Annotated in this window: 18 protein-coding genes; 9 read left to right on the top strand and 9 right to left on the bottom strand. The window is 67.8% G+C overall.

Annotated features, from left to right (window positions below; all coding sequences use genetic code 11):
* Positions 1-2 precede the first annotated feature (2 nt).
* Both ASC87_RS32365 and ASC87_RS30200 read left to right on the top strand, forming a co-directional pair.
* Positions 3-620 carry a TRAP transporter small permease subunit gene (locus ASC87_RS32365; RefSeq protein WP_056672032.1) on the top strand — a complete coding sequence of 206 codons (618 nt, stop codon included), beginning with the start codon at positions 3-5 and terminating at the stop codon, positions 618-620.
* A complete protein-coding gene (locus ASC87_RS30200) occupies positions 620-2548 on the top strand; it encodes a TRAP transporter large permease subunit (protein ID WP_056672196.1) in 1929 nt (642 codons plus the stop codon). The genes ASC87_RS32365 and ASC87_RS30200 overlap by 1 nt, the downstream gene beginning before the upstream one ends.
* On the opposite strand, the gene ASC87_RS30195 is transcribed toward ASC87_RS30200, so the two are convergent.
* Complete coding sequence (locus ASC87_RS30195; protein ID WP_056672193.1) at positions 2536-3729, bottom strand: MFS transporter; 1194 nt, start codon at positions 3727-3729, stop codon at positions 2536-2538. The genes ASC87_RS30200 and ASC87_RS30195 overlap by 13 nt on opposite strands.
* A 98-nt stretch (positions 3730-3827) precedes the next feature.
* Here ASC87_RS30195 and ASC87_RS30190 point away from each other — a divergent pair, with 98 nt between their 5' ends.
* The 3 genes from ASC87_RS30190 (at position 3828) to ASC87_RS30180 (ending at position 7185) form a co-directional block, all read left to right on the top strand.
* Complete coding sequence (locus ASC87_RS30190; protein ID WP_056672030.1) at positions 3828-4742, top strand: LysR family transcriptional regulator; 915 nt, start codon at positions 3828-3830, stop codon at positions 4740-4742.
* 110 nt (positions 4743-4852) lie between these two features.
* Positions 4853-6952: an FUSC family membrane protein gene (locus tag ASC87_RS30185; RefSeq protein WP_056672027.1), complete on the top strand. Its 2100-nt coding sequence runs from the start codon at positions 4853-4855 to the stop codon at positions 6950-6952.
* Positions 6953-6966: 14 nt separating this feature from the next.
* Positions 6967-7185 (top strand): SlyX family protein, encoded by a 219-nt coding sequence (locus ASC87_RS30180; protein WP_056672022.1) that lies wholly within the window; start codon positions 6967-6969, stop codon positions 7183-7185.
* 57 nt (positions 7186-7242) lie between these two features.
* Here ASC87_RS30180 and ASC87_RS30175 read toward each other — a convergent pair whose 3' ends face one another.
* Positions 7243-8130, bottom strand: a complete 888-nt coding sequence (locus ASC87_RS30175) for a LysR family transcriptional regulator (protein ID WP_235582352.1) — start codon at positions 8128-8130, stop codon at positions 7243-7245.
* Between the two features lie 12 nt (positions 8131-8142).
* Here ASC87_RS30175 and ASC87_RS30170 point away from each other — a divergent pair, with 12 nt between their 5' ends.
* Entirely contained in the window at positions 8143-9198 is a 1056-nt protein-coding gene (locus tag ASC87_RS30170) for an NADP-dependent oxidoreductase (RefSeq protein WP_200954596.1), read from the top strand.
* Positions 9199-9271: 73 nt separating this feature from the next.
* Here ASC87_RS30170 and ASC87_RS30165 read toward each other — a convergent pair whose 3' ends face one another.
* From ASC87_RS30165 to ASC87_RS30150, 4 genes are all read right to left on the bottom strand, one after another.
* Positions 9272-10303 carry an amidohydrolase family protein gene (locus ASC87_RS30165; RefSeq protein WP_056672012.1) on the bottom strand — a complete coding sequence of 344 codons (1032 nt, stop codon included), beginning with the start codon at positions 10301-10303 and terminating at the stop codon, positions 9272-9274.
* 30 nt (positions 10304-10333) lie between these two features.
* On the bottom strand, positions 10334-11029 hold the full coding sequence (locus tag ASC87_RS30160) for a type 1 glutamine amidotransferase domain-containing protein (protein WP_056672009.1): 696 nt from the start codon (positions 11027-11029) through the stop codon (positions 10334-10336).
* Positions 11030-11075: 46 nt separating this feature from the next.
* Positions 11076-11375, bottom strand: a complete 300-nt coding sequence (locus ASC87_RS30155; RefSeq protein ID WP_056672005.1) for a hypothetical protein — start codon at positions 11373-11375, stop codon at positions 11076-11078.
* A gap of 96 nt (positions 11376-11471) precedes the next feature.
* Positions 11472-12488: an AraC family transcriptional regulator gene (locus ASC87_RS30150; protein ID WP_235582351.1), complete on the bottom strand. Its 1017-nt coding sequence runs from the start codon at positions 12486-12488 to the stop codon at positions 11472-11474.
* A 61-nt stretch (positions 12489-12549) separates the two neighbouring features.
* Between ASC87_RS30150 and ASC87_RS30145 the strand changes: the two genes are divergently transcribed.
* Entirely contained in the window at positions 12550-13287 is a 738-nt protein-coding gene (locus ASC87_RS30145; protein ID WP_056671999.1) for an SDR family oxidoreductase, read from the top strand.
* Between the two features lie 25 nt (positions 13288-13312).
* Here the strand turns inward: ASC87_RS30145 and ASC87_RS30140 are convergent, their stop codons facing one another.
* The 3 genes from ASC87_RS30140 to ASC87_RS30130 are packed head-to-tail and all read right to left on the bottom strand — an operon-like array spanning position 13313 to position 16312.
* Complete coding sequence (locus tag ASC87_RS30140) at positions 13313-14698, bottom strand: HAMP domain-containing sensor histidine kinase (protein ID WP_056671997.1); 1386 nt, start codon at positions 14696-14698, stop codon at positions 13313-13315.
* A complete protein-coding gene (locus ASC87_RS30135) occupies positions 14667-15353 on the bottom strand; it encodes a response regulator transcription factor (RefSeq protein WP_056672191.1) in 687 nt (228 codons plus the stop codon). The genes ASC87_RS30140 and ASC87_RS30135 overlap by 32 nt, the downstream gene beginning before the upstream one ends.
* A complete protein-coding gene (locus ASC87_RS30130; protein WP_200954594.1) occupies positions 15353-16312 on the bottom strand; it encodes a MipA/OmpV family protein in 960 nt (319 codons plus the stop codon). The genes ASC87_RS30135 and ASC87_RS30130 overlap by 1 nt, the downstream gene beginning before the upstream one ends.
* A 181-nt stretch (positions 16313-16493) precedes the next feature.
* Between ASC87_RS30130 and ASC87_RS30125 the strand changes: the two genes are divergently transcribed.
* Both ASC87_RS30125 and ASC87_RS30120 read left to right on the top strand, forming a co-directional pair.
* Positions 16494-18008 carry an efflux transporter outer membrane subunit gene (locus ASC87_RS30125; protein ID WP_235582350.1) on the top strand — a complete coding sequence of 505 codons (1515 nt, stop codon included), beginning with the start codon at positions 16494-16496 and terminating at the stop codon, positions 18006-18008.
* Positions 18009-18088: 80 nt separating this feature from the next.
* Positions 18089-19255: an efflux RND transporter periplasmic adaptor subunit gene (locus ASC87_RS30120; RefSeq protein ID WP_157604466.1), complete on the top strand. Its 1167-nt coding sequence runs from the start codon at positions 18089-18091 to the stop codon at positions 19253-19255.

Genomic DNA, 19255 nt, shown 5'->3' with positions numbered 1-19255 from the left:
GCATGCAGAAAGTGCTGTGGGGGGTGGACCGCTTCTCGACCTGGATCGGCAAGCTGTTCGCCTGGCTCGTCGTGGTGCTGACGGCGCTGATCACGTGGGAGGTGTTCTCGCGCTACGCGCTGAACCACCCGCACGCGTGGGTGCTCGACGCGCAGATCATGCTCTACGGCACCATGTTCATGACGGCCGGCGCCTACACGCTGAGCAAGAACGGCCATGTGCGCGGGGACGTGCTGTACGGCTTCTTCCAGCCGCGCACGCAGGCGGCGGTGGACCTCACGCTCTACATCGTGTTTTTCCTGCCCGGCATCGTGGCCCTCACGTGGGCGGGGTGGACCTACGCGAACGAATCGCTCGCCATCCGCGAGCAGACGTTCTCGGCCGAGGCGCTGCCGCTCTACCCGTTCAAGTTCATGATCCCGCTCGCCGGGGCGGTGCTGCTGCTGCAGGGCATCGTCGAGATCGTGCGGTGCGTGCTGTGCCTGCGCGAGGGCGCATGGCCGCGCCGCGAGGATGACGTCGAGGAAGTGGACGTCGACAAGCTCAAGGAGATGGTCAACGTGCGCGACGAGGACATCGAGGCCCTCGACCGCCTCGTGGTGACGAAGGACCGCGCATGATCAAGGTGCGCAAGGAGCTGTGGTTCGGCTTTGCGCTGATGGCCGTGCTGGTGACGGCCGCCGTGGTGATGCTGCTGCAGGCGCCGGTCATCACGCACGGGCACATCGGGCTCCTGATGCTGTCGCTGGTGGTGGTGGCCATCATGCTGGGCTTTCCCACCGCGTTCACGCTGATGGGCATGGGCATGCTGTTCACGTGGATTGCCTACGAGCGCGACAGCGCGAAGACCCTCGACCTGATGGTGCAGGCCGCCTACAAGGTCATGGCCAACGACGTGCTGATCTCGATCCCGCTGTTCGTGTTCATGGGCTACCTCGTCGAACGCGCGAACCTGATCGAGAAGCTGTTCCGCAGCCTGCACCTGGCGCTGTCGCGGGTGCCCGGTTCGCTGGCGGTGGCCACGCTGGTCACGTGCGCGGTGTTTGCCACGGCCACGGGGATCGTGGGTGCCGTGGTCACGCTGATGGGCCTGCTGGCGCTCCCGCCCATGCTGCGCGCGGGCTACAGCGTGCAGATGTCCGCCGGGGCCATCACGGCGGGAGGCTGCCTGGGCATCCTCATCCCCCCGTCCGTGCTGCTGATCGTGTACGGCGCCACGGCCGGGGTGTCGGTGGTGCAGTTGTACGCGGGGGCGTTTTTCCCCGGCATCATGCTGGCCGGCCTGTACGTGCTCTACGTCATCATCCTCGCGAAGCTCAAGCCCAGCGTGGCCCCGCCGCTGTCTGCCGAAGATCGGCGCGTGCCCTTGCCCGCGCGGCTCGTGCAGGCCGGTGCCGATGGCGAAGCCCGCGCTGTGCCGGGGCTGCTGGCGGCGTTGCGTGGCACCGGCCGGCACCACGTGCCGGCCCTCTACCTCGCCGGGCAACTGGCCGTGGCGCTGATGCCGCTCGTGCTGGTGCTGGCGGTGGTGGGGTTGTCGTACCGGTCGGTCACCGCGGTGCCGGTGGTGGATGCCGCGCCCGAGATGCAGCAGATCGGTGGCGGTGTCACCGAAGCCCCGGCCGAACCCCGCGATGGCCTCGACGAACCGCCCAGCGATGGCCTGGCCGAGCCGCCGTCCGACGGCGCACTGGGCGAACCACCGGGTGCCAGCGCACCGGTGGGCGAGGCCGTGCCGGCGGCGCCCGTGGTGGCCGCGCCGGCCTCCGCGGCCGATGCGCCGGTGGCGTCGGGGCCATCCAAGGTGTGGTGGGCCGCGACGGCGGTGGCGCTGGTGGCCGTGCTCACGTTCTACATGGTGCTGAACTTCACGCGGCTCGAGATCTTCAAGATGCTGCTGACGTCGTTCTTCCCGCTGCTGATCCTGATCCTCTCGGTGCTCGGTTCCATCGTCTACGGGCTGGCCACCCCCACCGAGGCCGCCGCGGTGGGCGCCACCGGCGGGCTGCTGCTGGCCGCGGCCTACCGGCAACTCACGTTCACGCGGGTGCAGGAGTCCGTCTTCCTGACGGCCAAGACCTCGGCCATGGTGTGCTGGCTGTTCGTGGGCTCGTCCATCTTCTCGGCCGCGTTCGCGCTGCTCGGCGGCCAGGAGCTCGTGGAGCGCTGGGTGCTCGGCATGAACCTCACGAAGACCGAGTTCCTCGTCCTGTCGCAAGTGATCATCTTCGTGCTGGGCTGGCCGCTGGAGTGGACCGAGATCATCGTGATCTTCATGCCCATCTTCGTGCCGCTGCTCGACAACTTCGGCGTGGACCCGCTGTTCTTCGGCCTGCTGGTGGCGCTGAACCTGCAGACGGCGTTCCTCTCGCCGCCCGTGGCGATGGCCGCCTTCTACTTGAAGGGCGTGGCGCCGAAACACGTGACGTTGAACCAGATCTTCGCGGGCATGCTGCCGTTCATGGCCATCCAGGTGCTCGCCATCTTCCTGCTGTACCAGTTCCCGGCCATCGGGTTGTGGTTGCCGCAGATGCTTTACGCCAGGTAGGCCGGGCCGCGTACCGGGCGGCCACGGCGTTCCACCTGCAGGCTCAGCACCACGATGCCCAGCCCCAGCAGCGTCACCAGCGCCGCCACCCACGTGACGGCCCCGAGCCCCGGTCCGCGGTCGATCACCACGCCTCCGAGCCATGCACCGATCGCGTTGCCCAGGTTGAAGGCGGCGATGTTCAGGCTCGACGCGAGGTTCTGGCCCGCGCCCTCGGCCTTCTGCAGCACCCGCAGCTGCAGCGGCGACACGGTGGCAAACGCCGCGGCGCCCAGCAGGCCGGTGAAGGCGACCGCGCCCACGGGGCTTTCCAGCACGAACGTCATCAAGCCCAGCACGACGGCCAGCACGGCGAGCGTGCCGAGCGTGGCGGGCACCAGGCGGCGGTCGGCCAGCTTGCCGCCCAGGATGTTGCCTGCGATCATGCCGACGCCGAACACCAGCAGCACCGGCGACACGGCAGCGTCCGAAAAGCCGGTGATGCGCGTGAGGATGGGCTGGATGTACGTGTAGACGGTGAACACGCCGGCAAATCCCACCACCGTGGCCAGCAGGCCCAGCAGCACCTGCGGGCGGGCCAGCACCGTCAGTTCGCGCGCGAACGACGCGGGCGCTTGCGCGCGGCCGGCGTCCCTCGGCACCCAGCGCCACACCACCAGCGTGGCCACCACGCCGATCGCGGCCACGGCCCAGAAGGTGGCGCGCCAGCCGAAGTGCAGGCCCAGCCAGGCGCCTGCGGGCACCCCCAGCAGCGTGGCCACCGTGAGGCCCGTGAACATGATCGAGATGGCCGAAGCCTTGCGGTCGGGCGCCACCACGCTGGTGGCCACCACGGAGCCGATGCCGAAGAACGTGCCGTGTGCGAGCGACGTGACCACCCGTGCCGCCATCAGCCAGCCGTAGTCGGGCGCCAGCGCGCAGGCGAGGTTGCCCAACGTGAACACCACCATCAGCATCACGAGGGCCGACTTGCGCGGCAGCCTGCCGGTGGCCGCCGTGAGCAGCGGGGCGCCCACGAACACCCCGAGCGCATAGCCCGAGATCAGCAGGCCGGCCGCGGCGATGGACACATGCAGGTCAGCGGCGACCTGCAGCAGCAGGCCCATGATGACGAACTCGGTGGTGCCGATGCCGAAGGCGCCGGCCGTCAGCGCGTACAGCGCCTTGGGGGTGGTGGACATGAACGGGCTCCGTGGAAGACTGCCCGAAGGGTACGGCTGGACATTCTTCTGAAAAACCACCAGCATCACGATTCAGTTTCAATGAAATACTGAGAATCATGGATTGCGTCGGCGACATCGGCCTCTTCCTGCGGGTGCTGGACCACGGTTCCATCAGCGCCGCGGCGCGCAGCCTCGACCTCTCGGTGGCCGTCACCAGCCAGCGGCTCAAGCGGCTGGAGGCCCACCTCGGCGTGCGCCTGTTCCAGCGCACCACGCGCAGCCTGCACGTCACGCCGGAGGGGCAACGCCTGGCCGAGCAGGGACGGCCCCTCGTGGACGACCTGGAGGCCCTCACCAACGGCTTGCGCGAGGCCGGCAGCGAGGTGGCGGGCACGTTGCGCCTGACCACCTCGTCCACGTTCGGGCGGCTGTACGTGTCGCCGGTCTTGGCCGAGTTCCTGGCGCGCCACCCGAAGGTGCGTGTGCAGGCCGATTTCGACGACCAGACGGTGGACCTCGTGGGCAAGGGGTTCGACCTCGCCATCCGCATCGGCGAACTCGACGACTCCACGCTGGTGGCCCGGCAACTGGCGGTGAACCGCCGCGTCGTGGTGGCGTCGCCCGACTACCTCGTGCGCCATGGCACACCGAAGACCCCGGCCGACCTGGCCCGCCACGACTGCCTCGTGATGGTGAGCCACGCCGGCCGCCGCGACGTGTGGCGCTTCGCCGACCGCCGCCGCAAGACCGAGGTGGCCGTGCGCGTGAGTGGCCGCCTGGAGAGCAGCCAGGGCGAATTGCAGTCCGACGCCGCCATCGCCGGCCTCGGCATCGCGTTGCATTCCACCTGGCACGTGTGGGAAGACCTGCGCGCCGGACGCCTCGTCACGCTGCTCGACGCCTACCCGGTGCCGCCGAGCGGCATCTACGCGGTGATGCCGCAGCGCCGCCACGTACCACCGCGGGTGAGGGCGTTCGTGGACTTCATGGTGGAGAAGATCGGGGCGGTGCCGCCGTGGGAGCGGGGGTGAGCGGAAGGCTGCGGTGGTGATGTTCCCCGGACAGCAGTGGGCCCCAGGCGGGATGACAGTGTCCCCAACCACTGCTTGAAATAAGATGACCGCGCCCCCGAGGCGCCACGATGACCCTCCTTCGCCGCATCCCCGCCCACGTGCTCAACGGCATCGCCGTGGCGCTGGGCATCGGCCTGATCCAGTTCGTCATCACGGCCGTGGCCGGCCACCATGCGGCGCAGCTCGCGTTGAGCGGGGCGGTGTGTGCGAGCCTGGCCGACGTGCCCAACACCTTGTCGCGCACGCGCAGCCGGGTGCCGGTGGCGGCGGTGCTCAGCGTGGCCGCCGCGCTGGTGGTGGCGCTGCTCGATCCGCATCCGGTGGCACTCGGCTTCGGCATCGGGGCCATCGCGTTCGTGGCGATGATGACGATGGCGTGGGGGCCGCGGGCAGGGGCCGTGTCGTTCGCGCCCATCTTGTCGCTCGTGTTCACGATGGCGGTGCCCGAGTCGTCCGTGTCGCCGTGGGTGCTGGCGGGCTGGACCGCAGTGGGCGCCGCCGCCTACTTCGTGTGGTCACTGGCCGCAGGCGCAGTGCTGCAGCGCCGGTTGCGCACGCTGTCGCTCGCGCAGGCGCTGCGGACCATGGCCGACCTCTTTCGCCTGCGGGCCGCGTTGCTGGCCTCGGCGCCGGACAGCGAGCAGGAGGCTGCCGCGATGCGCGCCTGGATTGCCGGTGAAACTGCTGCCGCCGAGCGCCTGCAGACCGCACGCGACTTCGTGTTCATCGCCCCCGACTCCGACACCGCCCGGCGCAACATCGCCATCTTGCTGCGCCTGATCGACCTGCGCGACGTGCTGCTGGCCAGCCGCCTCGACCTCGACCTGCTGGGCAACGACAACACCGCGCGCTGGGTGCTGGGGCAGGTGTCTTCGGCACTGCAGCGCATCGGGGAATCGCTGGAGGCCGCGGCCGGTGCGTTGCGCGACGGCGAGGTGCTGGCGGCGCCGGCCTCGCCACTGGGGGATGTTTTTGCGGACGCCCCGGTGGCCGCCCACGATGCCCGCATGCGCCTGCTGCCCGCGGTGGTGGGGCGGCTGCACAACCTGAACGACGACGTGGCACGCATCCAGGCCTTGCTCGACGCCGACCCGGACACCCCGGTGCTGTCGCGCACCGAGTTGCAGAACTTCGTGGCGCCCGAAGGCTGGCCGCTCGCGGCACTGAAGGCACAGCTCTCCGGCGCGTCGCCTGTTTTCCGGCACGCGGTGCGCTCGGCGCTGGCGCTGGGCGCTGCGTACTTCATCGCGCTCGCGTCGCCTTGGGCGTCTCACCCGCACTGGCTGGTGCTGGGCGTGGCGGTGGTGTTGCGCGGCAACCTGGAGCAGACGCTGGCACGCCGCAACGCGCGGGTGCTCGGCACGCTGGTGGGGTGCGTGGTGGTGCTGGGGCTGTCCCTGGTGCACTCGCCGTTCCTGCTGGGCGCGGTGTTCCTGCTCGCGGTGGGCACGGCCCACGCGTTCGTGCTGAAGCGGTACTGGCTGACGGCCACGGCCGCCACGGTGATGGCCCTGTTGCAGGCGCACCTCGTGCACCCGGCCGGCGGCTTTGCGATCCCCGAGCGGGTGGCCGACACGGTGCTGGGTGCCGCCCTCGCATGGGCCTTCAGCTACGTGCTGCCGTCATGGGAACGGCGCAGCCTGCCGGGCACACTGGGGCGCACGCTGAAGGAACTGGCCGACTACGCCGCCCACGCGCTGACGCTGGCGGTCGCCGATGGGGTGGCGCCCCGGCTCGCCCGCCGCCGCGCGTATGACGCGATCGAGGTGCTGGCCGGGCTGTTGCAGCGCACGGGCGCGGAACCGGAAGCGGTGCGGCTGCCGGTGCAGGACGTGGCCAAGGTGCTCGACCACGGCCAACGCCTGATGGCGCACCTGTCGGTGGTGCGGATGATCCTGTCGCGCCGCCGTGCGGAGCTGGACGAACCGGTGGTGGCCGCGGCGCTGGCGGCCACGGCCGCGTCGGTGGCCGCGAGCCTTGCACTGCACGACACCCCTCCGGCCGCCGTGCCCGACGACGCGGCCGGCGGCCTGTCGATGCTGCCGATGGAAGCGCCGGCCCGCGACGTGATGCCGTGGCTGCTGCGCCGGCTGCACGTGCTGGAGACCGATGCCCGCCGCATCCAGCAGGCCGCGAACGAGGCGCTGGTGAAGGTCGCACGCCAGTGAGTTCCAATACAGCCATGGACCAACCGCACGACACCGACCAGCGCCTGACCGACCTCGAGATCAAGGCGAGCTACACCGAGGACCTGGTGGATTCGCTCAACGAGATCGTGGCGCGGCAGCAGCAACAGATCGACCAGCTCGCCCGCGAGCTGGCGAACCTGCGCCAGCAGATGCCCGCGCCCGACGCCGGCAGCTTCCGCAGCCTGCGCGACGAACTGCCGCCGCACTACTGAGGCGGCGGCGGATCAAACGCTGGCCTCCTTGATTCCGGCGGATATCAAGTCAGCACATCAGGCGAAGTGCTCGCACAGGAAATCCACGAACGCGCTCACTTTGGGGCTCACCAGCCGGCGCGATGCGTGCAGCACCCAGCCTTCGATTGGCGGCGCCTGCACCACGCCCCACTCGACGAGGCGTCCGGCAGCGATGTCTTCGGCCACCGGAGAGCGGGGCACCACGGCGGCGCCGGCGCCAGCGAGCACGGCGTCTCGTATCAGCAGCGGGGTCGAGAAGCACAGCACCGGCCGTGGGTGGTAGGTACGCAAGCATCCTGCCTCGTCGACGACCGTCCACGGTCCCACCTCGGTGCGGCCGGTGCGCACGATCGCCGGAAGTTCGGCATCGCCGGGCGCCGATGCATCGGCCTGCGGCTGGCGCAGGCCGGGCGGCGCAACGAGCACCAGTTGGTCGCTCATGAAGCGGCGGCCAACCAGCGCGTCGTCTGGCCGCGGGTTGAAGCGCACCACGGCATCGTATCCTTCGCCCACGAGGTCGACGAGGCGGTCCTCCGCGGTCACCTCCAGCCGCACCTCGGGATGGGCGCTGAGGAACGCTGCGCCCAGACGCCCCATCGCGGTAAGCGCGAACAGCAGTGGCGCACTGACGCGCAACACGCCGCGCGGCCGGCCGATGCCGGATTTCAGTTCCTGCGCCACCTGCGCGATCTCGCCGAAAGGATCAACGGTTCGCGCATGCAGAACTGCGCCCTCCGGCGTCAGCTTCAGCCTGCGGGCACCACGCTCGACGAGGCGAACGCCCAGACTTTCCTCCAGCGCCCGCACGCGGCGAGACAGCGTGGCCTTCGGCTGCCCGCTGGCACGGCTTGCGCGCCCGAACCCGCCGTGGGTCGCAACAAGGTTGAAGTCGGCGAGTGCGGTGATATCCAATGAGTGTTCCATCTGCGAGACATCGTGTCCAAGTTTTCTGGGCTATGCGCCGTGCATGGGCCACCGAACAATGGCGGCGTGGACAGGAACTGGCGGTTGGTCCGCACGCGTGCGGCGGCCATTGGCGCCTTCGATGCCCACGCCATTCACGAACGTCAAACAAGGAATGCTCAAATGAAAGCAGTGCGGTTTCACAGCTACGGTGGCCCAGAGGTTTTGAAGATTGAAGAAATCGATGTGCCCGAGCCTGGTCCAGGCCAGGTGCGGATCGCGGTCAGGGCGGCCGGCGTCAACCCGATCGACTGGAAACTGCGGGCTGGATACATGCGCGAGATGATGCCCATCCCGCTGCCGGCCGGGAGTGGCTTCGACGCGGCAGGTGTCATTGATGCGGTTGGCGATGGCGTGTCCGGCGTGTCGGTGGGCGATGCCGTGTTCGGCAAGGGGCACCACACGATGGCCGAGTATGCGATCCTGCAAGAGTGGGCGCTGAAGCCCGATGGGCTCTCCTTCGAAGAAGCCGCGGGCTTCGCCGTGGCGGTCGAGACGGCCGCACGGATCATCGACCAGGTGGGGGTGAAGCGAGGGGAGACGCTGTTGGTCAGTGGTGCTGCCGGCGGGGTAGGGTCCGCGGTCATCCAACTCGCCAGGGCCGCCGGCATCCGCACGATTGGCACCGCGAGCGAACCGAAGCATGCATACCTTCGCTCCCTGGGCGCCATCCCGACGACCTACGGTCCCGGCTTGGCCGGGCGGGTTGCGGCCCTTGCGCCGGAAGGTGTGCAGGCGGCACTCGACATCGCCGGCTCTGGAATCATCCAGGAGTTGGTGGCGATCACCGGCGGCGACCCCTCGAGGGTCCTGTCGATCACAGACCCCACGGCACCTCAACACGGCGTGAAGACATCGTTCGAGCCGAAGGACTCGACCCAGGCGCTGGCGGGCGCTGCAGCACTGTTCACCGCTGGATCGTTCACCTTGCCCGTAGAGCGAGTCTTTCCGTTGGACCGCATTGCCGCCGCGCACGAACTGAGCGCGCAAGGCCATGTCACGGGGCGACTCGTCATCACGATCGATTGATGGCGAAACAAGCAGGAGCACGGTGGTGGTCCTGCTTGTCCCGCAGCGTCGAGACGGCTCTCTCGAAATTCGATCACAAACCGAGGAGCCGCTCGGCGTTGCCGTGGGCGATGAGGGCCTTGTCCACGTCGTCGAGCGGCAGGCGCTCGATGAAGGCGCGTGCGCCGTCCAGGCTCTGGTAGGGATAGTCGATGGAATACAGGATGCGTTCCGGCCCCATCACCGCGTGGATGAACTGGAAGTGCGGCAGCGTGAGCATGCCGCTGGGCGACACGAACACGTGCTCCCGATAGGTCTGCACGATCGGGCGCATGAGGCCGGAAGCTTCCTGCGGGATGGCGTCCTCCAGCCTTTGCAGGAAGAAGGGAACCATCTCGCCCCAATGGCCGCTGATGACCTGCAGCCTGGGGTAGCGGTCGAACACGCCTGCCAGCAGCATGCGCACCACCTGGATGCCCGCCTCGTTGTGCCAGCCCCAGGCGAACATGGACAGCCGCGCGCCGAGCTCGCGCTCGAAGCCACCGTAGTACGGCGCTTGCACGGCGCGCAGTGGCAAGCCGGGATGAACGTACAGCGGCACGTTCAACGCATCGAAGGCTTCGAGGAGGGGGGCGTAACGCGGGTCGTCCAGAAAGGTTTCGCCGGGACGACCGTTGATCAGCGCACCCTTGAGGCCCAACTCGTTCACCGCCCGCGCCAGTTCGCGTGCGGCCGCCTCGGGCGCCTGCCACGGCAGCGTGGCGAATCCGGCGAAGCGCGTGGGGTGCGCTCGCGCCGTCGAGGCCAACCTGTCGTTCGCACGGCGATTCAGGTCGATGGCCTGCGCATCCGGCAGCAATTGAGGGAACCCGCCGTAGGAGAGCACCTGCATGTCGATGCCTGCCGCGTCCATGTCGGCCAGGCGCGCCTCGCCCATGTCCAGCGCCTTGCGCGCAGACTCGCTCGGTGCGATGACATGCGGGCGACCGGTCGGGCTCGCCTGCCGGCCATCGATCACGCGGCTGCCCCAGTCGGGCAGGTAGGGCGCCTCGGTGCGCACGAAGCCTTGCGTGGCCGCACCGATGGCAGGATCGAGCACGTGCTCTTCGACACAGATCAGCTTCATGGATGGCCCTCCTTCATGCCCGGCGGCCGTTCAGGCCAGCAGCGCGTCGCGCAACACTTCGCCCAGCCTCGCGGCGGACTGGGGGTTCTGACCCGTGATGAGCCGGCCATCGACCACCACGTTGTCGGCCCAGTTCGCGGCGTTCTGGTGAAGCGCACCGCGCTCGGCGAGCGTGGAGGCCAGCAGGAAGGGCACGACGTGGGTGGACTGCACTTCCTCTTCTTCGTCATCGGTGAACGCCGCCACCCGCTTGCCCGCCACCAGCAGGCTGCCGTCGGCGCGGCGCGCGTTGACCAGGGCCGCCGGGCCGTGGCACACCGCCGAGACGATGCCGCCCGCCGCATCGATGTCGCGGATGGCCTTTTGCGCGGCGGCGCTGTCGGGGAAGTCCCACATCGTGCCGTGACCACCGGCAAAGAAGATGGCCGAGTAACGCGAGGGATCCACGTCATCCAGCCGCAGTGTGTGGGCGATGTCGCGGCGAAAGTTGGTGTCGGCCCAATAGCGGGCAATGACCGGGTCCTGCATGTCTTCCAGGCCATCCAGCGGCGCGTCGCCGCCTTGGGGAGAGGCGAACGCCACGCGAATGCCCGCCGCCTGCAATTTTTCCAGGGGGTGAGTGACTTCGGCCAGGTTGTAGCCGGTGGAGATGCCGGTCGCTCCCTTTACCGCGTGGCTGGTGACGACGAAAAGGACGGGCCTGAGTTCAGCCGCTTGCTTGGTCATGGTTGCAGGTTCCTTTGTTGAGGCGAAATCAAGGTGGCCTGGCGCATCAAGCGTTGCCGGGTGAGAAAAGCGCTTCCCAGTTTGCAAAGGGACCCAGCGGAATGACGTCCCAATCGATGAGCCCGGCTTGGGCCAGCGGAAACTCGCGCAGGACTTTCCGCGCGGCTTCGACCGAATCGCATTCGGCGATGATCGCGACGCCGGGCCGGTCCTGGCGGAAGTAGATGTCGCGCACGATGCCGCTCTTGTAGAGCCCCCAGGTGTGGCGGACTTCGTCAAGCATGTGGGGTTGGTACTTCTCCAGGCTGGCGCCGGGCTGGGGAATATCGAGACAAAGCAGCTTCATGGAACGTTCCTTGGTTGGAAAAGATGAATCGAACAGGTTGGGGCGCGCCGCACTGCCCGACGTGGCCGGGTCACAGCCCGGGTTCGGCGGACTGCATCAGGCCGTGGCCTGCCGCAGCAGGCGGTCGACGTCGCGGCGCGGCGGCATCCCGAACTGGCGCACATATTCCCGGGTGAACTGCGACGCACTTCCATAGCCGACTTGATAGGCAGCGGCCGCGGCGTCCAGGTTCTGGGTGACCATCAGGCGCCGGGCCTCCGTCAGCCGCAGCCACTTCTGGAACTGGAGCGGGCTCATCGACGTGAACTGCCGAAAGTGGTGGTGAAACCTGGACGGGCTCATCTCCACCCGGCTGGCGAGTTCCTGGATCTGGAGCGGCTCATGGAAGTTCGCCTTCACCCACTCGATCGCGCGGCCGATGCGTTCGCTTTGACTTCCGATCGAAGCCATCTGCCACAGGTACTTGCCGCTCTCGCTGCGGAGGACCCGGTAGAAGATCTCGCGCTGCATCAACGGCGCCAGCACCGGAATCAACTCCGGCTCGTCGAGCAGTCCGACGAGCCTGTCGAAGGCTTCGAGAAGGGGCACGGTGGTTGTCCCGAGCACCATGCCTCGCTCGAGTACCCCGTGGCGGTCGGAAGGCCGCAGATTGCTCTCCAGCATCAACTCCGAGATCACCCTCGCGTCGAGCTGCAGCACGGCGCTCAGATAAGGTGAATCGGCCGAGGCCTCCGCCACCTGCAACACCACCGGAAGGTCGAGCGCGGTGATCAGGAAGCGGTGCCTGTCGTAGGCGTAGGACTCGGATCCGAAGTGAGCGCACTTGGCGCCTTGAACGGGCACCGCGATGGCGGGCGGGATCATGCAACTGATCGGCCCGCCCACCTCGGAATGACGATACAGGCTCAGGCCGGGGATGGCGGTGGCATACGGCCCATGGCCTGCCGTGCGCTGCGCGATCCGCGTCGCGATGTGCGTTCGCACCCGTTCAAATTCGGCGTCCATCGTCGAATCATAGTGAGCGCCAGGTGCCTCGTGGGCTGATCTTCCTGCCAGCAGTCGGATCGTGCAAACAATCGGGAGCAATTGGCTACCGCGCCGCGGATCCTGCAAACAAGAATGCCCCGCAGGAAGCGGAACGCACGGCACACATTGACCGAAAGGATGTTCGAGTATGGATCTGACTGCAAACACAGCCCTCATCACCGGCGGCGCAACCGGCATTGGCTTCGCGCTTGCGCGGCAGCTGTTGGAAAGAGGCAATCGCGTCATCATTTGCGGACGAAGCGAAGACGCTCTGCAGAGGGCGAAGGCACTGGCGCCAACGCTGATCACGCGGATCTGCGATGTTGCTGACCCGGAAAGTCGCCGGGCCCTGGTGACCTGGCTGAACGACGCTCATCCCGGCTTGAACATCGTGGTCAACAATGCAGGTGTCCAGTACCGCCGCGACTTCACCGCTGCCACGGCGCTCCAGCACCTCGACCAGGAGGTGTCGACCAACCTGACCGCCCCCATCCACCTGATCGGTGAAGTGCTGCCGCTGTTGAGGCAACAGCCGCGGGCATGGATCGTCAACGTGAGCTCGGGACTCGCGTTCTCGCCGATGGCGGACGTTCCGGTCTATTGCGCCACCAAAGCGGCGCTCCATTCCTTCACGCTCAGCTTGCGCCATCAGTTGAGAGCGACTGGCATCAGGGTCGTGGAGATGGTGCCGCCCATCGTCGGCACCGGGCTGGGCAGCGGCGATCGCAGCGAGGGAACAAGCCGTCAACAGATGATGTCACCGGAAGACTTCGCTGCCGAAGCGCTCGCCAAGTTGGAAAACGACCTGGACGAGATCCTGGTGGGCATGGCCGCGAATACGCGAAAGCATGGCGAAGCCTTGTTCGATCGAATGAACAGTCACTGACGGTTTCAACGACGTCGCAATGGCGTCACGACGAGACTGCCTGTTCCGCATTCGACCGGGACAACAGAAACCGCAGGCCGGGCTCGGCCCGGTGCGCGGACAGCGTCCATCCGTGCGCCCGCGCAATCTCCTGGCAGATGGCCAGGCCGAGACCGGCTCCCTCGTCGCGGCGGTGTTCACCACGCCAGAAGCGCGCAAACATCTTCGAGAGTTGCTCCGGCTCTGCCCCGGGCCCCCAATCTCGAACGGTCAGGCTCTCGTCGCTGATTTCCACCTTGATCTCGCTGCCCCGCGGGGCATGCTGGATGGCGTTCTCTATCAGGTTCTTCAGCAGGGTGAAGAGCGGCCCTCGGTCGGCGAGCCATTGAATGGCTTCGGTGCGGTCAGGTGCTGAAATCCTCACGCCAGCCGCCTGGGCCATGCGCTCCAGGTAGGCCACGACTTCGTTCGTCACGTCTCGCACGTCGACCGGCGCGAAGGCGTAGTTCTGAACCTCGCTGGCCTCGGCGAGGAGAAGCAACTGCTGAACCTGGCGTGTCATGTGCTCGACGTCCTTGAGCAATGCATCGCGGTCGGCGCCCGCGTTGCTCAATTCGATCTGCGCACGGATCAACGCGAGCGGTGTCTTCAGTTCATGCGCCGCCGTCGCAAGGAATTCCTGCTGAACGCGAAACCCGTGCTCCAGCCGTTCGAGCACACGGTTGAAGCTCTCCACCAGTGGCACAACCTCGGACGGCACGCCGCGAAGCTGCAGCCGGGCATGAATGGAGCTTGGAGAGATGGCTGCAGCGGAGGCAGAAACGTCTCGCAGCGGCCTGAGCGTGTGTCCCAGCGTGACATAGGCACATCCGCCAAAAACGAACAGCAAGACGATGCTGAACACCGTGATACCAGCGCCCATGAACGGCAATGCGAATTGCTGGTACATCAAATCCGTGAGCCGTTGGCTCGCTGCAAACTGAAAGTACCAGGTTCGGCCACCGTGTTCGACAGGCGCCGTCGCGCCATGCATCGATGATCCCCCGTGTTCGAACGCAAAGCCGCCTGGCCGGAGTTGGCGGGGAGCGCCATTCCAGAACGCTTCCCCCGCAGCAGAGGACAGCACGACACGCCCGGAGGCGTCGAGCACGCGATACGCCGTCTCTTGCTTCAGGCTCTCATACATCCATGCCGCATGGTCCTCGCTCGAATCGAACCCGACGGGCATCCCGGCGTCATCGAACTGCAGCACGTCCGCCAGTTCCTGCGTGCGTCCGGCCAGGTCCGTGGCCGACACGAAATCGCTGCGCACGGTCAGTACCGTGACACTGACCAATGCGATCAGCCCGATGCTGAGCACCATGCCAATCAGGTATGCGAACAGTACCTTCAGGCTGAGGCTATTCAGCCACGCCGGCTTCACGAAGCGCATAACCGAGGCCTTTCACATTGACGATGCGCTGCCGTGAGCCGATCGCGAGCAGTTTGCGGCGAAGACGGTGAAGTGCAACATCCAGCGCATTTGGCGTGACGGCGTGGCCCAAGCCCCACCCAGCGGCTTCCAGTGCGCTGCGACGCAGCGGCTCGCGATTCTTGTGCACGAGCAGCAGCAGGATCTGCATTTCCGCTGGAGCCAACGTGACCGATTCGTTGCCGCAACAAACAGCGCTGGCGTTGGCTTTCAACTGCAGGTCGCCATGGGAAACCTCGACCGGCCGGCATTCCACGGGACGTCGCAGCAAGGCACGTACGCGTGCAACCAGCTCTTCCATCGCGAACGGTTTGGCCAGGTAGTCATCGGCACCGGCCTCCAGGCCTTCCACGCGATCGTGCAAGGCATCCCGCGCCGTCAAGAGGAGGCACGGGACGCCGAGGCCGGACGTTCGCACGCGTTGCAGCAAGGCGAGCCCGTCTCCGTCAGGCAATCCTCGGTCGACGACCAGCGCGCCGTAGGGCATCTGGTGGAGGGCTGCCCAGGCGGCATCCATGCGGCCGACCACGTCGGCTGCGATGCTCGCGGCGTCCAGCCCCTTGCACACCAGCTGGGCCAGCCGCTCATGATCCTCGACCAGGAGAATGCGGTTCATCAGAAGCGATACAGATAGCCCAGCATCACACGGTTCTCGGTGGAACGATCGACCAGGGGGCTGTTCTTGATTTCCTTCGGCAGTGCCGTGACGCCGAAGTCCGTGAAGATGGAATGCCGCGAATCGAACCGGTAGTTTGCGCGGATACCCAGTTCGCCCATGACGGCGGATTCGCCCACGTAGGCCGCACGGCCGGCGCGAACCTCATCGTCGCGAACGCCGTAGTAATAGTCAACGTACTTCTTGTCCACCCACTTCGCCTTCAGGCGCGGTGTGAGCCTCACACGTTCGCCGAGCTGCCATGTCTTTTCCAGCCCGAGACTGAAGCTGTTCCCCTTGCTGTTGCCGGAAGCGGCGAGCCACTCGGCACCGACATCCACCACGTCGTTGTGCCACGTTGCGCCGGCTCCAACCCAGAAGCCGCTCTTGCGCTTGCTCATCCCGTTGAGGATGGGTGCGTCGTCCGCCTTGTAGCCGCTGCCGTCGTACTTGCCCAGGATGCTGAAGTCGATGCGCTGGGAACTGCTGATGTCGATCGCGGGCAACTTGATCTCGGCACCCGGGCCAAACACCCGCACGTACTTGTTCTCGAAGTAGATCAGCGGCAGGCCCGAATTGTCGCGATCGATCCCGGCATAGGGCTTCTGCGTGCTGAGCACGCCGATGCCGAGGCCCCAGGACGAAGACTCCGCGGACGCCTTGTTGGCGGCTTGTTCGGCAGCAACACCCGGCAAGGACATGCACAAGCCAAGCGTGAAGGCGGAGGCGATGGTCGCGCGGGAAAGTTGGACCCGGGAGGGCGAGACAAGGAAGTTCATTGACGGCATGAGTGGATTTCCGCGCGATCTGTTGAGGAGCCGAAATTTTCGATGGGCCCCTCTTACCGCGCACTTACTGGTTGCCGATGGCTTGGTCGAGCGTCGTTCTTCTTCGCCAATGCATGACCTGTTGATGGCCACACGGCATCCTACACACCCCAATGCACGCGTGCCTCGTCGTGTCGCTGGCCATGACGGGGGGCTGTGCAGGATTGCCGAACACTTGCCGCAAAACCTTTTGAATGCCCCGTCGGCCGGTAAGTGTTCGGAAAGACGCATGGCCCGACAGTCCCGGCCTGTTGCTACGAGGCCATTCCATTCCATGCCGTCCGCCGAGCTCGCTCCTGTCTCCTCGATGTTCCCGCCACGCCGCACGGCGTTCCTGCAAGCGTTGCTGCACCGCAAGCGGCGCTTGCTCGCATCCGCGCTGGGGCTTGCGGCGGCCATGCAGCTCGCCGGCTGTGCGCCGATGGTTCAATCGCCTGTGGCGGGGAGCGCCGCAGGCCCTGTTGCCGCGCAGTGGCACGCCCCACTGCCACACGGCGCGCAACTCGCCGAGCTGCATCGATGGTGGGCGCGCTTCGACGACCCGCTCCTGCTGCGCTTGATCGATGCCGGCCAGCAAGCCAATCCGACGGTCGCCCAGGCCACCGCACGCATTGCCGATGCGCGCGCTGCGCGCGTGTCCCGCGACGCTGCACTTCTGCCAACCCTGGATGCGACTGCCAGCGGGAGCCGAGGCCGCTCCGACCTCGGCCCGCCGATCGGCAGCACGGCCTCGGCAGGCCTGCAAGCGAACTGGGAACTCGACTTCTTCGGCGCGAACCGCGCGGGCGCCCATGCCGCGCGAGCCCGGCTGGAGGCCAGCGAAGCGATGTGGCACGACGCGCGCGTCTCGGTTGCCGCCGAAATCGCGACCACCTACGTGGCACTGCGCGCATGCGAGGCGCAGGCTGCCCAGGCTGAACTGGATGCCCGGTCGCGTGCAGAAACGTCGCGCCTGACCGGCCTGGCAGCGGACGCCGGCTTCGAGGCGCCCGCGGCGGCCGATCTCGCGCGCGCCAGTGCGGCGCAGGGCAGCTCGACGCTGGCGCAGCGGCGCGCCGAGTGTGATCTTTCGATCAAGGCGCTGGTGGCGCTCACCGCGCTCGATGAGGAAGCGCTGCGCCGCGACGCGGCCGTCGCAACGGCCCGGATGCCGCAACCCGCCGCACTCAGCGTGGCTGCGGTTCCGGCGCAGACGCTGGCGCAGCGTCCCGACATCTACGCGGCCGCACGCGACGTCGTCGTTGCCAGTGCCGAGTCGGTGCAGGCGCAGGCACAGCGCTGGCCGCGCGTGACGCTGGCCGGCAGCATCGGCAACCTGCACGTCGAAAGCGGCGGCGTGAAGACAGACGGCACGGTGTGGAGCGTCGGCCCGGTCGCCGTGACGCTGCCGCTGTTCGACGCAGGCACGCGGCGAGCGAACGCCGACGCGGCCCGCGTGCGCTATGAAACCGCGACCGTCGTCTACGCCGCCACGCTGCGCAGTGCCGTGCGCGAAGTGGAAGGCGCGCTGGTCACGCTGCAAAGCACGGCCGAGCGAGGCGAGGACGCGCGTACGGCCGTCGATGGCTTCGAGCGCTCGTTCAAGGCCGCCGAATCGCGCTACCGCGCAGGCGCTGCCAGCCTCTTCGAGCTCGAGGACGCTCGCCGCAGCATGGTGGGCGCCCAGAGCGCCTCGATCGAGCTGCAGCGCGATCGTGTGACGGCCTGGATTGCGTTGTATCGCGCGCTGGGTGGCGGCTGGTCCGCCGGCGAGGCCCCAGTTGCTTCGTCGCCAGCGCCGCGCAGTTGAAGCCCCGCCCCGCCCAACCTACCCGCCGCCCACGTGCAGGCCGCTACACAAGCCGCCACGCACTGCAACAGGAACACATGATGAACAATCGAAGCCGACTCGTCCTCTTTGCCGCGCCATTGGTCGCGGCGTTCACCGCCGTGCCGGTGACGCTCGCCGTGACGGCCGCGGAGCCAGGCGGCGGGAGGCCCGCCGCGGCGCCGAAGCCCGCGCTCTCGGTGGCCGTCACGACGCCGCAGCCAGCCACCTTGCCGATCAGGATTTCCGCGAACGGCAACATCATGGCCTGGCAGGAGGCCAGCATCGGCACCGAGGCGAACGGTTTGCGCCTGGCCGACGTGAAGGTCAATGTCGGCGATGTGGTCCGGCGTGGCCAGCTGCTCGCGAGGTTTGCCGGCGACACCATGAGTGCCGAACTGGCGCAAAGCCGGGCAACCGTCGCCGAGGCCGCGGCAACACTGGCGGACGCTTCGGCCAACGCGCAGAGAGCCCGTGACCTGCAGGCAACCGGCGCACTGTCGGCGCAGGTGATCAACCAGTACATCACCGCCGAGCACACCGCGCAGGCGCGCCTCGACGCCGCGAAGGCCGTCGCCACGACCCAGCAGCTTCGTCTTGCCCAGACGCAGGTTCTCGCGCCGGACGACGGCGTGATCTCGGCGCGCAGCGCCACGGTGGGCGCGGTCCTGCCGGCTGGGCAGGAGCTGTTCCGCATGATCCGGCGTGGGCGGCTCGAATGGCGGGCCGAGGTTGCGGCTGCGGACCTCGCGAAACTCAAGTTCGGCCAGGCGGTGCACATCGTCCCCACCGGCGGCGAGCCGGTCCGGGGCGCGGTGCGCATGGTGGCACCGTCGGTCGACACGCAAACGCGCAACGGCGTGGTCTACGTCGACCTTCCGGCGGGCAGCCCGGCGCGTGCCGGCACGTTTGCACGCGGGCAGTTCGAGATTGGTCAGAGCCAGGCGCTCACCCTGCCACAGGGTGCCGTGCTGCAGCGAGACGGATTCAGCTACGTGCTGCGCGTCGGCCCGGACTCGAAGGTCGTGCAGACCAAGGTGGCCGTCGGCCGGCGCGCAGGAGACCGCGTCGAGATCACGGGCGGCATCGACGCATCTGCCCGGGTCGTCGCTGGCGGCGGCGGCTTCCTCGGCGACGGAGACGTCGTCCGCGTGGTCGACGGCAGCCCGGCTGCAGTCAGCGGCGGGCAGACCTTGAGTTCCAGCGCCGCGTCGGCCGCTGCGAACTGA

The sequence above is a fragment of the Rhizobacter sp. Root1221 genome, from assembly GCF_001425785.1.
Taxonomy (GTDB): domain Bacteria; phylum Pseudomonadota; class Gammaproteobacteria; order Burkholderiales; family Burkholderiaceae_C; genus Rhizobacter.
Note: the sequence above shows the minus strand (reverse complement) of the source record. Positions and strands in the feature narration are given on the sequence as shown.

Coding starts and splice junctions, on each gene's coding strand:
- ASC87_RS30165 (WP_056672012.1), bottom strand. CDS start 10,303: ATGAAGCTGATCTGTGTCGAAGAGCACGTGCTCGATCCTGCCATCGGT.
- ASC87_RS30185 (WP_056672027.1), top strand. CDS start 4,853: ATGACCCTCCTTCGCCGCATCCCCGCCCACGTGCTCAACGGCATCGCC.
- ASC87_RS30135 (WP_056672191.1), bottom strand. CDS start 15,353: ATGAACCGCATTCTCCTGGTCGAGGATCATGAGCGGCTGGCCCAGCTG.
- ASC87_RS30140 (WP_056671997.1), bottom strand. CDS start 14,698: ATGCGCTTCGTGAAGCCGGCGTGGCTGAATAGCCTCAGCCTGAAGGTA.
- ASC87_RS32365 (WP_056672032.1), top strand. CDS start 3: ATGCAGAAAGTGCTGTGGGGGGTGGACCGCTTCTCGACCTGGATCGGC.
- ASC87_RS30160 (WP_056672009.1), bottom strand. CDS start 11,029: ATGACCAAGCAAGCGGCTGAACTCAGGCCCGTCCTTTTCGTCGTCACC.
- ASC87_RS30155 (WP_056672005.1), bottom strand. CDS start 11,375: ATGAAGCTGCTTTGTCTCGATATTCCCCAGCCCGGCGCCAGCCTGGAG.
- ASC87_RS30125 (WP_235582350.1), top strand. CDS start 16,494: ATGCCGTCCGCCGAGCTCGCTCCTGTCTCCTCGATGTTCCCGCCACGC.
- ASC87_RS30195 (WP_056672193.1), bottom strand. CDS start 3,729: ATGTCCACCACCCCCAAGGCGCTGTACGCGCTGACGGCCGGCGCCTTC.
- ASC87_RS30120 (WP_157604466.1), top strand. CDS start 18,089: ATGAACAATCGAAGCCGACTCGTCCTCTTTGCCGCGCCATTGGTCGCG.
- ASC87_RS30190 (WP_056672030.1), top strand. CDS start 3,828: ATGGATTGCGTCGGCGACATCGGCCTCTTCCTGCGGGTGCTGGACCAC.
- ASC87_RS30180 (WP_056672022.1), top strand. CDS start 6,967: ATGGACCAACCGCACGACACCGACCAGCGCCTGACCGACCTCGAGATC.
- ASC87_RS30145 (WP_056671999.1), top strand. CDS start 12,550: ATGGATCTGACTGCAAACACAGCCCTCATCACCGGCGGCGCAACCGGC.
- ASC87_RS30175 (WP_235582352.1), bottom strand. CDS start 8,130: ATGGAACACTCATTGGATATCACCGCACTCGCCGACTTCAACCTTGTT.